The organism is Stenotrophomonas sp. G4 (assembly GCF_003428825.1).
In the GTDB taxonomy this organism is placed as follows: domain Bacteria; phylum Pseudomonadota; class Gammaproteobacteria; order Xanthomonadales; family Xanthomonadaceae; genus Stenotrophomonas; species Stenotrophomonas indicatrix.
In genome coordinates, this window is sequence record NZ_CP031741.1 from 3,922,687 (window position 1) to 3,937,299 (window position 14,613).

General features: G+C 66.3%; 16 protein-coding genes. 5 read left to right on the forward strand and 11 right to left on the reverse strand.

Going from position 1 to position 14,613, the window contains the following annotated elements; translation table 11 throughout:
• The first annotated feature begins 327 nt into the window (after nucleotides 1-327).
• Entirely contained in the window at nucleotides 328-2,364 is a 2,037-nt protein-coding gene (locus tag D0Y85_RS17905) for a TonB-dependent receptor (RefSeq protein ID WP_117311457.1), read from the forward strand.
• Between the two features lie 57 nt (nucleotides 2,365-2,421).
• Here the strand turns inward: D0Y85_RS17905 and D0Y85_RS20670 are convergent, their stop codons facing one another.
• Nucleotides 2,422-2,592, reverse strand: a complete 171-nt coding sequence (locus tag D0Y85_RS20670; RefSeq protein ID WP_162887695.1) for a hypothetical protein — start codon at nucleotides 2,590-2,592, stop codon at nucleotides 2,422-2,424.
• Between the two features lie 216 nt (nucleotides 2,593-2,808).
• On the opposite strand from D0Y85_RS20670, the gene D0Y85_RS17910 reads away from it, so the two are divergent.
• A complete protein-coding gene (locus tag D0Y85_RS17910; protein ID WP_117311458.1) occupies nucleotides 2,809-3,195 on the forward strand; it encodes a DUF2628 domain-containing protein in 387 nt (128 codons plus the stop codon).
• A gap of 72 nt (nucleotides 3,196-3,267) precedes the next feature.
• On the opposite strand, the gene D0Y85_RS21015 is transcribed toward D0Y85_RS17910, so the two are convergent.
• Nucleotides 3,268-5,802 carry a methyl-accepting chemotaxis protein gene (locus D0Y85_RS21015; RefSeq protein WP_117311459.1) on the reverse strand — a complete coding sequence of 845 codons (2,535 nt, stop codon included), beginning with the start codon at nucleotides 5,800-5,802 and terminating at the stop codon, nucleotides 3,268-3,270.
• A gap of 222 nt (nucleotides 5,803-6,024) precedes the next feature.
• Nucleotides 6,025-6,918, reverse strand: coding sequence for an NAD(P)-dependent oxidoreductase (locus D0Y85_RS17920; protein WP_117311460.1), 894 nt, complete (start codon nucleotides 6,916-6,918; stop codon nucleotides 6,025-6,027).
• A 327-nt stretch (nucleotides 6,919-7,245) separates the two neighbouring features.
• Between D0Y85_RS17920 and D0Y85_RS17925 the strand changes: the two genes are divergently transcribed.
• Nucleotides 7,246-7,557 carry a KGG domain-containing protein gene (locus D0Y85_RS17925; protein ID WP_117311461.1) on the forward strand — a complete coding sequence of 104 codons (312 nt, stop codon included), beginning with the start codon at nucleotides 7,246-7,248 and terminating at the stop codon, nucleotides 7,555-7,557.
• Between the two features lie 46 nt (nucleotides 7,558-7,603).
• Here D0Y85_RS17925 and D0Y85_RS17930 read toward each other — a convergent pair whose 3' ends face one another.
• The 8 genes from D0Y85_RS17930 to D0Y85_RS17965 form a co-directional block, all read right to left on the reverse strand.
• Nucleotides 7,604-7,954 (reverse strand): VOC family protein, encoded by a 351-nt coding sequence (locus D0Y85_RS17930; RefSeq protein WP_117311462.1) that lies wholly within the window; start codon nucleotides 7,952-7,954, stop codon nucleotides 7,604-7,606.
• Nucleotides 7,955-7,982: 28 nt separating this feature from the next.
• Nucleotides 7,983-8,606, reverse strand: coding sequence for a Rossmann fold nucleotide-binding protein (locus tag D0Y85_RS17935; protein WP_229290302.1), 624 nt, complete (start codon nucleotides 8,604-8,606; stop codon nucleotides 7,983-7,985).
• A gap of 36 nt (nucleotides 8,607-8,642) precedes the next feature.
• Nucleotides 8,643-9,824 carry a CmlA/FloR family chloramphenicol efflux MFS transporter gene (gene cml, locus D0Y85_RS17940; protein WP_117311464.1) on the reverse strand — a complete coding sequence of 394 codons (1,182 nt, stop codon included), beginning with the start codon at nucleotides 9,822-9,824 and terminating at the stop codon, nucleotides 8,643-8,645.
• A 336-nt stretch (nucleotides 9,825-10,160) separates the two neighbouring features.
• Nucleotides 10,161-10,613 carry a PA2169 family four-helix-bundle protein gene (locus D0Y85_RS17945; RefSeq protein WP_117311465.1) on the reverse strand — a complete coding sequence of 151 codons (453 nt, stop codon included), beginning with the start codon at nucleotides 10,611-10,613 and terminating at the stop codon, nucleotides 10,161-10,163.
• Nucleotides 10,614-10,822: 209 nt separating this feature from the next.
• Nucleotides 10,823-11,320, reverse strand: coding sequence for an Ohr family peroxiredoxin (locus D0Y85_RS17950; RefSeq protein WP_117311466.1), 498 nt, complete (start codon nucleotides 11,318-11,320; stop codon nucleotides 10,823-10,825).
• A gap of 32 nt (nucleotides 11,321-11,352) precedes the next feature.
• Nucleotides 11,353-12,120, reverse strand: a complete 768-nt coding sequence (locus D0Y85_RS17955; protein WP_117311467.1) for an SDR family oxidoreductase — start codon at nucleotides 12,118-12,120, stop codon at nucleotides 11,353-11,355.
• 115 nt (nucleotides 12,121-12,235) lie between these two features.
• A complete protein-coding gene (locus D0Y85_RS17960) occupies nucleotides 12,236-13,267 on the reverse strand; it encodes a LysR family transcriptional regulator (RefSeq protein ID WP_162887696.1) in 1,032 nt (343 codons plus the stop codon).
• Nucleotides 13,264-13,521 carry a sigma factor-like helix-turn-helix DNA-binding protein gene (locus tag D0Y85_RS17965; RefSeq protein ID WP_240329279.1) on the reverse strand — a complete coding sequence of 86 codons (258 nt, stop codon included), beginning with the start codon at nucleotides 13,519-13,521 and terminating at the stop codon, nucleotides 13,264-13,266. The genes D0Y85_RS17960 and D0Y85_RS17965 overlap by 4 nt, the downstream gene beginning before the upstream one ends.
• Before the next feature lie 144 nt (nucleotides 13,522-13,665).
• On the opposite strand from D0Y85_RS17965, the gene D0Y85_RS17970 reads away from it, so the two are divergent.
• Together D0Y85_RS17970 and D0Y85_RS17975 are read left to right on the forward strand one after the other, a co-directional pair.
• Nucleotides 13,666-14,145 (forward strand): carboxymuconolactone decarboxylase family protein, encoded by a 480-nt coding sequence (locus D0Y85_RS17970; protein WP_080149780.1) that lies wholly within the window; start codon nucleotides 13,666-13,668, stop codon nucleotides 14,143-14,145.
• Nucleotides 14,146-14,180: 35 nt separating this feature from the next.
• Nucleotides 14,181-14,588 carry a cupin domain-containing protein gene (locus tag D0Y85_RS17975; protein ID WP_049466772.1) on the forward strand — a complete coding sequence of 136 codons (408 nt, stop codon included), beginning with the start codon at nucleotides 14,181-14,183 and terminating at the stop codon, nucleotides 14,586-14,588.
• Nucleotides 14,589-14,613 lie beyond the last annotated feature (25 nt).

The window sequence follows — 14,613 nt, forward strand, 5'->3', positions numbered from 1 at the left end:
GGAATCGAAAAATGCGGCCCAGTCTATGGCCCCGGATGTAAGCCGGGTGCGAAGGTCTACACCGGAAAATCTCCCCATTCAGCAATCAGCAGGCGAACGACGCCATGCGCCCGCGGGTGTCGATCCATCCCGGAAAGTACTGGATCGTAACAAACGAGAACGGTTATCATTACGTCAACCAGGCAGGTCGCCGCGCTCCGCGCACCGGACCCACCCAGCTGCGCCGGACCCTCCGAGCGCCCGACGACCCAGGGAGGGGGTTGGCTGCCTGCTGTCTGCGTGCGCCTGCTGCTTCCACCGGGTCTCTCCTCTCCCTTGGAAGCCATCATGTCCCCTCTCCGTTCCGCGCGCCTTTCGCGCACCCGCCTGGCCAGCGCCCTGGCCGCCGCCTGCCTGCTGGCCCTGCCTGCCCTCGCCGCCGCTGAAGCCAGCGCCGATGCCTCGACCAAGGACCTGGATACCGTGGTGGTCACCGCCTCGGGCAACCAGCAGTGGATCAAGGATGCCCCGGCCAGCATCAGCGTGATCAGCCGCGAAGACATCGAACGGCAGCCGGTGCACGACCTGGCTACCCTGCTCAGCCGTATTCCGGGCGTGACCGGTGGGCTCAGCGCCGCCGGTGAGCAGTCCAAGATCAAGCTGCGCGGCATGCCGTCCAACTACACGCTGGTGCTGGTGGACGGCAAGCGCATGGGCAGCTCGGCCTCGACCAACTATCGCCCTGACCTGGGCCGCCAGGACCTGAACTGGATTTCCCCCGACCAGATCGAGCGCATCGAAGTAGTGCGCGGCCCGATGTCCTCGCTGTATGGCTCGGACGCGATGGGCGGGGTGATCAACATCATCACCAAGCGCATCGGTGACAGCTGGAACGGCAGCGCCACCCACAGCTACACCCGGCCGCAGGATGGCGACCGTGGCGATACCCAGCAGATCGGCGCGACCTTCTCCGGCCCGCTGGGCGAGCGCTTCGGCCTGCGCATCGGTGCCAACAGCATGCGCCGCGACTCGGACCGCTCCAACGGCGGCGTGTACGGCAACGCCTACGCCGGTGAGAAGGACCGCAATGTCGACGCGCTGCTGCAGTGGAAGCTGAGCGAGGCACAGGAAGTGTCGCTGGAAGCTGGCCACGGCGTGCAGCAGGCCTTCATCGCCCAGGCGCTGGAAAAGCAGGACGAAGGCGCCTGGGGTGCCAGTGAGCTCAAGCGCAGTTCGCTGGCGCTGAACCACGACGGCAAGTGGGATTTCGGTACTTCCAAGCTCAGCGCGTACTGGACCGAATACAAGAACGACATCGGCCCGACCGGCCGCTCCGAGGCAACCGATACGATCATCGAAGGCAGCCTGAGCACGCCCTTCACCCTGGGCGTTGACCACCAGTTCGCGGTGGGCGGCCAATGGAAGCGGCAGGAGTTGATCAACACCGACACCATCGGCCGGGCGCCGGTGGACTATGCCGGCAATCCGGTGGTCGGCTCTGCACTGGAAGTGGATACCTGGGCGCTGTTCGTCGAAGACGAACTGAAGCTGCACCGTACCCTGGCCCTGACCCTGGGCGCGCGCCTGGACCACCATGAACAGTTCGGCAGCCATGTCAGTCCGCGTGCCTACCTGGTCTGGCACCCGAGCGAGCAGTGGACGATCCGTGGCGGCGTGTCCAAGGGCTTCCGCGCGCCGAGCCTGACCGAGAATTCGCCCAGCGCGGCGACCCAGTCCGGTGGCCGCGGCTGCACCTCGCTGATCCCGCTGGGCTACGTACGTGGCGGCTGCTACATGGCAGGTAATCCGGACCTTGACCCGGAAACCAGCACCAACCGCGAGATCGGCGTCAGCTTCGACAACGATCTGCTCGACGCCGGCCTGACCTACTTCCATACCGACTTCAGGAACAAGATCGAGTATGAAGCGCTGGGCTTCTTCAACGGCTACTGGTGGACGCGCATGAGCAACGTGCAGCGCGCGCGCACCAGCGGCATGGAAGGCAACCTCAACTTCCGCTTCGGCGATCACTGGCGCTGGCGCACGTCGGCGACCTGGATGAAGGAAGCCAGGAACCTGACCACCGGCCGCAACCTGATCGACACCCCGGAGTTCTCAGGCTATTCGTCGCTGGACTGGACCCCGAACACCACGTTCTCCAGCAGCCTGTCGGCGCAGTACACCGGCAAGCAGACCGGCGTGGTCAATACCTTCCTGAAGGCCTATACGCTGTATGACCTGACCGCTGCATGGAACGTCAATGAGGTGCTGACCCTGCGTGGCGGCGTCAGCAACCTGGCCGACAAGAAGCTGTACGCCGACGGCGCTACCGACTACTTCGTCGCCGGCCGCAGCTACTTCCTCAGCATGACCGCGCGCTTCTGATGCGCACTGCGATCGCGCTGGCAGCAGGCCAGCGCGATCGCGGCTGGTTTCCCAGGCTCAGTCGTTTTCCAGCACGGCCGGCGCAGCGTCGCGGCTGGCCGCGATGCGTGCACGGTCCATCGCCACCGCCAGTTGCTGGCGGGCGAGCAGTTGTTGTGCCTGCACCACTTCGGGTGTCGGCAGGAGCACCGGTCCGGGTGCGTTTTCCGGTGTAGCAGGTGTGGTCATGCAACCTCCATGGACATACCGCAGCTACCCGCAAACAGCCGGGGTAGCAGCAGAACTGCGCACCCTATCCTAAAAACAAGGCGGATGGGCGACGGTGCGGCACCGGGACGCAAGCCCTTTGCCGTAGGAACGTCACATTTTTGACGCTCCAAGCTGGCTTGCTGAATGTGACTCACTTATCATGAAAACGTTTTCCTAACAGGGAAGTCCCTATACATGAACACCGTTGACCTGACCCGCTTCAGCCCGAAGTGGCAGTTCCGCTTCAACTTCTTCCAGCAGCACGGCGCTCCCAAGGAGCCCGGCTTCAAGCAGGCCTGGAAGGCGCTGTCCTTCGGCGACCGCCTGAAGATCAACCTGAACTTCTTCGCCTTCTTCTTCGGCGCGATCTATCTGTTCATCCTGGGCATGTGGCGCAAGGCGCTGGTGGTGATCGGCATCAACGTCGTGCTGATCGCGGTCAGCCTGGTGCTGCCGGACATCGTGGCCCGCGCACTGTTCATCGCAATGAACTTCCTGGTCGCCTCGAGCACCAACTACAGCTACTACCTGGAACAGGTGAAGGGCAACACCAGCTGGAACCCCTTCGAAGGCATGTTCTAAGCCCAGCGCACCACATACGCAGTGGCACATCGACGCCCGGCCTTGGCCGGGCGTCGTCGTTCATGCCCCGGCTCAGGCGGCGCGCAACGCGGCAGCCGGTCGGGTGTCGGCCTGCAGGCGGAAGCGTGACACCGCCACCGCCAGCTGCTCGGCCTGTTCTTCCATCGCCCGCGCCGCAGCGGTGGCTTCTTCCACCAGCGCCGCATTCTGCTGGGTGGTCTCGTCCATCTGCACCACGGTCTGGTTGACCTGCTCGATACCGGCCGACTGCTCGCGCGAGGCGGCCGAAATCTCGGCCATGATCTCGTTGACCCGGCCGACCTGGCCGACGATCTCCTGCATCGTGCGGCCCGCACCGTGCACCAGCTGCGCGCCGGCGCCGACATGGGCGACCGAGGCGTCGATCAGCTCCTTGATCTCCTTGGCCGCGCCCGCCGAGCGCTGTGCCAGCGCGCGCACTTCGCTGGCGACCACCGCAAAGCCACGGCCCTGTTCACCGGCGCGCGCCGCTTCCACCGCCGCGTTCAAGGCCAGGATGTTGGTCTGGAACGCGATGCCATCGATCACCGAGATGATCTCGGCGATGCGCTGCGAAGAGGTCTCGATCTGCTCCATGGTCTGCACCACCTGGCTGACCACCTGCCCGCCTTCGCTGGCAACGCCTGCGGCCGAGGCCGCCAGCTTGTTGGCCTGCAGGGCATGATCGGCGTTCTGGCGCACGGTGGAGGTCAGTTCCTCCATCGACGCTGCGGTCTCTTCCAGGTTGGCCGCCTGCTGCTCGGTACGGCGTGACAGGTCGCTGTTGCCCGATGCGATCTCGCCTGCAGCCAGGCGGATGCTGGCAGCGGACTGCTGGATCTGGCCGACGATCCGGGTCAACTGCTGCACGGTGCTGTTGGCATCGTCGCGCATCACCGCGAACACGCCGTGGAAGTCCCCCTCCATCCGTGTACTCAGGTCACCGGCGGCGATGGCACGCAGCAGCGTCGACAGCGCAGCCAGGTTCTGATCGCTGACCTGCATCATGGTGTTGAGGGTTTCCACCATGCGGCGGAAGTCATGCTCGAAGCGCTGCGCATCGCCACGCACCGCGAAATCGCCTGCCGCCGCAGCAGCGGCCAGCTGCTGGATCTGCTCGTTGATGGCCGCCAGGTTCGCCTTGGTGGTTGCCATGGCAGCGGTGAATACTGCCTTTTCGCCCGGCAGTGCCTGCATGTCCACGCTCAGGTCACCCACCGCGTAGCGCTGCATCACCTCGACCAGGCGTTGGGTGACCGCATTGCTGTCGGCTACCAGCTGGTTGCTGTCGGCCACCATGCGACCGTACTCGCCCGGGAACACCGACGCGTCCATGCGGTAGCTGATCTCACCGGCATCATGGCGGCGCGCCATCTCCGCCTGTGCGGCCATCACCGCCTGCAGCTGGCCTCGCATGCCCTGCATCGCACCCAGCAGGCGGCCCACTTCATCGTTGCCCAGCGCCGGCATGGCGGTGTCCAGCTTGCCCGCAGCCACGTCGCCGGCGATGCGCACCGCCTGCGCCAGCGGCCGCACCGCCAGGCGCTGCAGCAACAGGTAGACACCGCCACTGAGCACCAGCGCAGCCACCACGCCTACCAGCAGGATGATCCACAGCAGCTCGCGGGCCTGCGCGATGATCACCGCATGCGGCACCACCACGCCCAGCGCGAAACGCTGCGGCGCGTCCCCCACCTGCAGCGGCACGTACAGGCGGACGTTGCCGGCGGCGTCGGGCTCGAACGCTTCGTAGGTCTTGTCGGCGGCGATCTGCGCCAGCATGCCGAGGGTGGCGGCATCGGCACGCGGTTTGCCGATCTCGGCAGCATCGGCCGAGGCCAGCACCACGCCCTTCGGCGACAGCAGTTCGACGCGGCCGGCACCCATCGGCGTCAGCGTGGCCAGGTGCTTCTGCAGCGCCTCCAGCGAGAAGTCGACGGTGAAGACACCGAGGAAGGTGCCGTTCTCGACGATCGGCGTGCTCAGCGTGCTCATCAGCACCTGCTTGCCGCCGATGTCGTAGGCATACGGTTCGCTGACCAGCGGCAGCTTGTCGCGGCTGGGCACCATGTACCAGTTGCCCGAGCCGCTGGGCGTCTCGGTGTAGTCGGTCATCGTCGACTGCTGCGGCTTGCCGTCCTGCCAGGCCCAGTAGCTCATGTAGCGGCCGGTGGCGTCGTGCGCCTCGCTGTTGACGAACTCGGCGTCCTTGCCGTCGAAGGCATTGGCCTCCCACATGGTGCTCTTGCCCAGCCATTCCGGGTGCGCGTGCAACTGCTCGCCGATGACATTGGCCAGGCTGGCGCGATCAGGGGCATCACCGCGGGCACGCTGGGCCAGCACGGTTTCCACCATCGCATCGTTGCTGGCAAAGGCCGTGCCCAGGTCGGCAGCCACCTGCCGCGCCTCGGCACGGGCTTCACTGGCCATGGTCTGCCGCGAGGACGACACCAGCGCCGAACTGGCCTGGTGATAGATCAGGAACGCGGTCGCGCCGAAGCACAGCAACGCGATCACCGCAGTGCCCAGCATCAGCTTGTGGGCGATGCTGCCGGGGCGGCGGGCAGCGACGGAACGGGAAGAAGACATGGGAGGATCCGCAGGCAATTCAGGTCGACCGGTGCCACCAGGGCACCGCGCAGATGCGCGGTCCGTCGCGCGGGCCGCCTGCCCGCCGGATCGGAACCCGGCGCGGGAAGGCGCGCACCGGGTTAGCGGCCATGGCCGGGCGAGGTTGAGGCTCGCCGCACGCACAAAACCTGAACCCGCTCAGCTGCGGCCGTCGACGCAGGCCCGCGCTGCTCGCCTGTGCTATTCGGCGACGCGGTCGCGGATCCAGTCCGCACGGGGCAGGACCTCGATGCTGCCCGCGGCGTACTGCTGCAGCACGTCCTCCGGACCAAAACGGGGCTGCCAGCCCAGCGCTGCACGCATCCGGCTGCTGTCATAAACCCGATCGATGCTGAGCGGCAGTGGCCAGCCACGGCGCTCGAACTCGGCCAGCAGCTGCGGTGCGCGGCGCGCCAGCACCTGGCGCGGATCGGCGGCCAGCTGCAGGCAGTCCTCGCGCCGGAAGGGCGTCGGTGCACAGGCGAGGTAACGCTGGAAGGCCGCGCCTTCATCGTGCAGCAGCGCGGCATGCGCGCTGGCAACATCGCGCGCGTCGATACCACGGTGCAGGCGGAACATCGCCATGCGGTCAGGCGGCTCGGGGAAGCAACGTGCCATCCGCAGCACGCGCACGGTGAACGTTGCGCTGGCCGCCGCTTCGGCCAACGCTTCGGCCTGCAGCTTGGTGCGGTGATAGATCGTGCGCGGCAGCGGCTCGGTGTCCTCGTCGATCCAACGGCAGCCGCCGGACACCACGGCGTGACCATACAGCGCCGTGGTACTGGTCAGCACGAAGCGCTGCACGCCGGCCTCGCGCGCCAGCTGCAGCAGGTTCGCGGTGGCCTCCACGTTGATCTGCTGGAACACCGCGTCAGGTACCAGGCCCACGTGCGGGGCGTGCAGGGCCGCGGTGTGGATCACCGCGTCGACCCCCTGCACGGCGCGTTCCAGCGCCCGGCGATCGGTGACATCGGCAATGACCCGCGTGGTGGCGAACGGACTGCGATCCAGCCCCACCACCTCATTGGCAGCGGCCAGCGCACCGAAGATCGCCCGTCCTATCCGCCCGGAACTTCCGGTCAACAGAATCTTCATTGAATCCATTCGCTCGACAGCGCCCGGGACCTACCGGGATGGCTTGATTCTAGGCATGCACGATGGCATCGGCGATAGCAGACGATGACATTCTGCATGCCATCCACATACGGCCGACGGCTCGAAGTCTCCCTTGCCGGGGCGCCACTGGTGACTGCGATGACCGGTTGCAGATCCCGGCGCGTCGAGCACGGTAACCGGTCGTCAAACGCGTGCGCAGGCCATGTGAGCCTCGTGCAGCCCACTTCGACCTGTCTTTAGCCTGCTCTGTGCAACAACGGACCGTCACTGATGGCAACACCCCGTGTTCACACCCGGAGACCGGTAATGATCAGCTCACGCAATGGCAACAGCAATCGGGGCTTTGCCTCGATGGACGAAGACAAACAGCGCGCGATCGCGGCCAAAGGGGGACGTGCTGCCCACGCATCCGGTAATGCGCACCAGTTCAGCCCGGCCGAGGCCCGGGTGGCGGGCCGGAAGGGCGGTGAGGCGATCAGCCAGGACCGCCAGCACATGGCCGCGATCGGCCGTGAAGGCGGCCATGCGCGGCACGCCAGCAGCCGCCAGCAACAGCAACAGCAACAGCAACAGCAACAGGATATGCCCGGCCAACCTGACGGCAGCCAACAGAGTTGAGCGACCACCGTCACCGTCGCAGGGCGGCTGAGCCGCATTCTGCCGGTCAGCGGTGGGCGAGGATGTTCAACAGGCGCCCGAACGGGTCACGCACGAAGAAGCGACGCACCCCCCAGGGCTCTTCGGCCGGGCCATATTCAAGGGAAATGTCGGCTTGCCGCAGGCGTTCAAGCACCTCATCCAGATCGTCGACCTCAATTGAAAGATCCGGCACCGGCGCCCCGGACCCGCCTTCGCTGGCAACGCTGAGCTGTGCCAGCGCAGCGGCCTGCCCGCCATAGGTGACGATCCAGCCATGGTCCATCACGATGTCCATGCCCAGGATGTCGGCGTAGAACGCGGCCGCCTGCGCAGGATCGGTAGTGGCAATGTTGGCGACGACGCGTTTGACGGCCACACAGCACTCCAGGTGGTCGATAGCAGGGTCAGCCTGCCAGCAATTGCAGATCACGCAGCTGCGCGCGCAGCTCCGCAATGTCGTGCCACGGCAGTATCGGCGAGTTCCCGCGCTCATCGGGAGGGTTGCCCGGAAGGCCATCCGACCAGCCGCCTGCCCCCACCAGCGGCAGCAAAGGCCGCTTGTGCAGCCAGGCCAGGCACACTTCGGAAATCGTGCCCGCGCGCCCGCCGATGACGATGCAGGCATCGCCGGCCAAAGCCATGATCAGGTTGCGGGCATCGCCCATGCCGCAGGGCACCACCACCGTTGCCGGCCAGTCTGCTGCGGGCATGTTGCCTTCCGGGATCACGCTCAGCACCGTGCCGCCGGCTGCGACTGCATGCTCGGCTGCCACCCGCGTGGCTGGGCTGCCACAGCCGCTGACCAGGGTGATTCCATTTTCGGCGAGGAACCTGCCCGCCTGTGCAGCGAGGTCGAACGCCGGTGAGCCAGGATCGGCACTCCCCAGGATGGCGATCTGGGGCTTGCGGAAGGACTTGCGGGAGGTTGGTGTCATGGAGCGACCTGGGTAACCGAACGGAAGGACAGCATGGAGACGGAACCGATCCGGGCAGCCACTGTTCAATTGCCCGACGCGCGACCGTATCACGCCAGCCGTTTGTCTTTCTGATGCTGATTGCACAGTTCACCGCCTCAGCATCACCAGGCCACCCAGGCTCAACGACGGCAGCAGCAGCCCAAAGGCCACCAGCGGCCAGACCGTATCGCCCGGCAGCAGCAGCGTCGCGAGCGTGCCAAGCGTTGCCACGATCACGCTCTGCACGGCGTAGTACAGCGCCACTGCCGTGCCGGAGGCATCGGCAAAATCGCGCAGCGCACCGTTGGCCGCCACCGCAGCCACCATCACGATGCCGATGGCCACCAGCCACATCGGCAACACGACACTGGCAAATGACGGCGGCAGCATCGCCGTCATCGCCATGACCAGCGTGCCGCCGACCATCACCATCAGCCCCCGCAGGAAACTGCCACCAATGCCCCATCGCCCGATGAATCGAGCGGCGAAGCGCGAGGTGACCATCATCACCAGCGCCACCGTCGCGAAGGCCAGGCTGAAGCCCATCGGCGAATAGCCGGCCCTCCCCATCAGCACCCGTGGCGCGATCGAAAAGAAGACGAAGAACGTGCCCATCGCCGCACTGAATCCCAATGCATGCACCCAGAAACCCGCATTGCCGAGGATGCGCGCGAAGGCTGGCGATGCGTGGACATGCTGCGGTGGCCGTGTTTCCTGCCAGCCGCGGCATGCGTGTACACCCGCCAGCAGCCCCAGCACACCCAGCGCGATGAAAATGGCCCGCCAGCCCAGCGCGTAGGCAATCAATGCGCCGAGGATCGGACCGAGCGCCGGCACGAACGCCAGCATCGAGGCGAACAGGCCATAGAGCGCGGCGCCTTCGGCCGTATCGGCATACACGTCGCGCACCGTGGCGAACGTGGCCACCAGTGCGGCCGACGCCCCAACCGCCTGCACGCCGCGCCATGCAAGGAATGCCGCACCACCACTACACGCGGCCAGCGCGAAAGACGCCAGCGTGAACAACAGCGCGCCCATCAGCAGCACCGGCCGTCGCCCGATCCGGTCCGACAGCGGGCCGAAGATCAACTGGCCCAGCCCAAGCACGAGCATGTACAGGCTCAGCGTCAACTGGATGAGGGCGGGCGACGTGTCGAGTGCCTGCGGCATGGCCGATACGACCGGCAGGTAGATATCCATGGCCAGCGAGGCCAGGAGGTCGAAGGGCGCCATCAATGCGATGGCGCCCGGCAGGGAATGGGCCCAGCGAAGGGCTTTTCGATCAGACATGGGGAAACATCCGCTCAGGAGGGAATCCGGCGGTGATCAACCCAGTGCGTGGAGATCGCAGGACAAGATCACCGCAACAACGTGCGTACCGTTGTTGCGGCTCAGCGGACTGTCTGCGGACCGTTCCCGTTGTTCATCTGATGATCCGGTGGAAGATCGAATTGTGCCCAGTGTAGCAAGGCCGCGGCCGCAGCAGCGACGCTGGCGCCAGCCTGGCCATTGCCCTGCTCAGGCCACGCGCCTGATCGCAGATGGCAGATGGCAGATGCAGAAACCACCAGGGCAGCACTGGGCTGCCCTGGTCGCGGCGACGTGGGGGATGATCGCCGGATGCGATCAGGCAGCCTTCATCGCATGCTTGCGGGCGCGCATCACCGAGTGGCATTCCTGCACTTCCGGCAGCCACTGGGTCACTTCCTGGCGCACCGCCGGCGGCAGGTCGTTGTCCTTCAGCACGTCCTTGAACGCGCCCAGCAGGCGATCCTCGGACTCTTCAAGTTCGGCCACGTAACCGTAATTGGTGTCGCCGAAGGCCGCGCGCACCTTGCCGTAGAACTGCTGCATGGAACCGACCATGGTGCCGTGCTCGGCCGGCTTGCCGCCGGTAGCGGCCACCGAGCTGCTCAGCGAGGACACGATGCGGCCCTTCACGCCGGCGATGCGGATGAACAATGCCGACAGCTCGGCATCCTTCACCTTGGTTGCGGCTTCCTCGTAGAAGGACTTGCCATCACGTGCGATCTCGATCAGGTCGTTGAGGCGATGCTCGATGGTGGACTGGGTGCTCATGTGTAGTCTCCTCTGGGGGAAAAGGGGCAACAGTGGAATCCGCTGCCTGCGAGCCCAGACTGGCCGACCGGGTGTGGTTCGCGGGTGAGCATCGATTGATGCGGTGATCATGCTGCCCAACGGCGCCCCACCCACTCACGCGGGCGACGCGGCGTCTTCACCGCCTCTGAATCCTGGCAGTGACCTGCACGGTCATCCGCACCGCATGTCTAGTCCACCGCTACCCGCACCACGTGGCTGATGCCCCGATGGAACATCTTCGCGTACGGACAGACCCGTTCGGTGTTGCGCACCAGTTCGGCTGCACGTATCGGGTCCATGCCAGGCAGGCACACCACGATCTCGGCCGACAGCAGGTACAGGCCGTCCACGGGATCTCGCGCGAACGTCACCGCTACGTCGATGCTCGGGTCGACCAGTTCCATTCCCGCACGCGCAGCCACCAGCACCATCGCACCGTGGAAGCAGCCGGCGTAGCCCGCCGCCAGCAACTGCTCGGGATTGGTACCGCCACCGGGTCCACCCAGCTCAGCGGGCAACCGCAGGTCCACTGACAGCGCACCATCATCGGACCGCACCACGCCCGACGCGCGGCCGTGCTGTGCCACGCCCCCCCTGACCCGCACCCGCCCGGTGTACAGCGGGCGCACCTCATCACCGTGGTACTTGTCGAGCACACTGTGCGGAGGCGGTTTCAGCCCGGTCATCGCAGGTTCCTGCTGTCAGCGTCCACCGCCGATCAGGCCGGCTGGCCCTGTGCCAGCCCGGACTGCTGCAACCAGCGCTCGAAGCCGATCGAGCCGAGCCATGCCTGGCCCACCGGCACCAGCGTGTCCTGCTGCAGCTGCGCACCGAAGTAGCGCGCCTGGGCATCGCCAACCACTTCACGCGCGTCACCGGTTGCCTGCAGGAAGCGCTGCGCCAGCACCGCCATCGATTCGCGTTCCGGGCCGGCGATCTCCACCACGCCATTGGCTGGTGCCTGCTGCGCGATGCGCGCAACCGCATCGGCCACATCCTCGGCGGCGATCGGCTGCACTGCGGCGGTCGGCAGCTGCAGGGTCTGGCCGTCACCGGCTGCCTGGAGGATGCCCGGCAGGAACTCGAAGAACTGCGTCGAGTGGATGATCGTGTACGCCAGGCCCGAATCGCGGATCAAGCGCTCCTGGGCGATCTTGCCGCGGAAATAGCCGCTGGCCGCCAACTTGTCGGTACCCACCACCGACAGCGCGACATGATGGCGTACGCCTGCCTGCGCCGCGGCCGCCAGGATGTTGTGGCCGGCAGTCACGAAGAACGACAGCACCGCCGCATCTTCGAACGAGGGCGAGTTGGCCAGGTCGACCACCACCTCGGTACCCGCCATCGCAGCGGCCAGGCCCTCGCCGCTCAGCACATCGATACCGGTGGAGGGTGCAGCGACGACGACCTCGTGGCCAGCCGCATGCAGGCGGTCGACCACCTTGCTGCCGATGCGGCCGGTGCCACCGATGACGAGGATCTTCATGACAGGTCTCCTGGAACGTGGAAAGTTCGGATGTGGCCGCATGCTAGGAACGCATTGGCCGGCGCAGTAGATCCGTAGTGGGCCACGCACTGTTGCCGCATCGGCACCAATGCGGTCATGCCCATGCCGGGACCGAATCGCGCTGCGCTGCCGCCTGCTGCCGCGCTTCCCAGTGCGAGAACACATCCAGATCCAGCGCGCGTATGCGCTGGGTGCTGAAATCGATGAACGCGCGGATCCGCTTGGGCAGCTGGCGTCGGCTGAGATAGCACAGGTAGTGGCCACGATCGTGAGGCGCGTAGCAGTCCAGGCAGGTCACTACAGCGCCTGAGCGCAGCGCATCACTTACCTGGTAGCTGGGCAACTGGGCGACCCCAAGCCCGTCGATCACGGCCTGCAGGACAAGATCGGCGTCATTGAACACCACCTCCGCCGGCGGCTGCAGATTCACATCCTGGCCGTCCACACGGAAGTCCCAGCGCTGCAGGCGCCCACCAGGCAGGCGTCGACCGATGCAGGCATGCGTGGACAACGCTTCGATAGTGTCTGCCAGGCCATGTGCCTGCACATACGCGGGCGACGCACAGACCACCAGCTGCATCGGCACCAGCTGCTTGGCGATCACCTGGCTGTCTTCCAGCACGCCATCGCGGAACGCTACATCGATGCGATCGGCGGCCAGGTCCGGTGCCTGCTCGTCCAGCAGCAGCTCCACAGAGACCTGTGGATACTCCGCGCGGAACGCAGACAGCAGCGGCGCGATCACCCGGCGTCCGAAGCCATGGGTCGCACTGATCCGCAGATGCCCGCGCGGCGGTCCTTCGCGCAGGTCGCGCATTTCATCCAGCGCCTGCAGGATGCTGGCAACGCCCGGGCTGCAGCCCTCCAGGAACAGCTCGCCTTCGCGGGTGAGTGTTGTCGAGCGCGTGGTGCGCAGGAACAGGCGCACGCCCAGTTGTCCCTCCAGCTTCTGCACGCTGCGGCTGACGGCCGAACGACCGATGCCGAGGCGATCACCGGCGCGGGCGAAGCTGCCCTCGGCGGCTACCGCGATGAATGCCAGAACCCCGGCATAGCTGGCGGAGAAGGACGCAGTGAGGGAATCGCGGCCGTCGCTGGCCAGACAGGACTGCGGCATGACATTCATGGTGTTCCGGGCTCCTGGAATTCGCGTCGGGCAAGCAGGTGGGCGCGTGCATGGGCCAGTCGCTGGCGGCATGCGGGCAGCTCCAGCCCCAGCAGCGGCGCGATGTCTTCAAAGCCCGCGCCCAGCACGTCATGCAGCAACAGCACGGCCCGCATGTCCGGTGGCAGTTCGTGCAATGCGGCAAGGAAGGCCTGCCAGACCCGCTCACTGGCGGGGCAGGCTGCTGCGCGGTTCGGGGCGGATGAGGTGTCCATGCCCGGCAGACGGGCGAGCATCCGCCGCTGTGACAGGCCATTGGTGTTTTTCGTGCAACACCGTGCAGCCCTGCCCTCGCCTACCGCCCCACGCGCAGCGGGCCTAGCCTCGCTGCGTCCCTCAACTCCCATCGGAACACCGTCATGAGCCAACGCCTGGACTACGCCGCACAGTCGCCCGAACTCTTCAGGAAGCTCGGCACCTTCTCCCATGCCGTGCACAACAGCTCGATCGAAGCGGCCATCATCGACCTGGTCAACATCCGCGCCTCGCAGCTCAACGGCTGCGGGTTCTGCCTGGACATGCACGTGAAGGAAGCGACGATCCGTGGCGAGCGCGCACTGCGCCTGCACCATGTCGCGGCGTGGCGTGAATCGAACCTGTTCAGTGCGCGCGAACGTGCCTGCCTGGCGTGGACCGACGTACTCACCCACCTCCCTGCGCAGGGGGTTGCGGACGACGTGTATGAGCGCGTGCGTAGTCAGCTGTCCGAACAGGAAATCGTCGATCTGACCTACGCGGTGATGGCGATCAATGCCTGGAACCGCGCCAACGTCGCCTTCCGTACGCAACCCGGCTCGCTGGACCAGGCCTTTGGCCTGGACAAGGCCGGTCTGGCCTGAGCGTCGACTGCACACTTTACTGCTGGAGACCTGCAATGCGTTCTCTCTGTTCCCTGGCGCTGCTGGCCCTGCTGCCGTTGACCAGCATCGCCGCAACACCGCCGCCCACCGCACCCGAGCCCATCGTGCGCGAGGTCATGACCCGTCCGTTGCCGGAACAGCCGGGCAAGGAAGCACTGATCCTGACGGTGCAGTACCCACCCGGCGGCGCCGATCCCGTGCACCGGCACGACGCCCACGGCTTCGTCTATGTGCTGCAGGGCCGCATCGTGATGGGCGTGGCTGGCGGCCGCGAGGTTACCCTCGGCCCGGGGGAGGCCTTCCATGAGGGCCCGGACGATCTGCATACCGTCGGCCGCAATGCCAGCCAGACCGAACCGGCGACATTCGTCGTGTTCCTGATCAAGGACATCGGCAAGCCGGCGGTACTGCCACCACGCTGACCGCCACCGGTCCGGGGCAGTACCC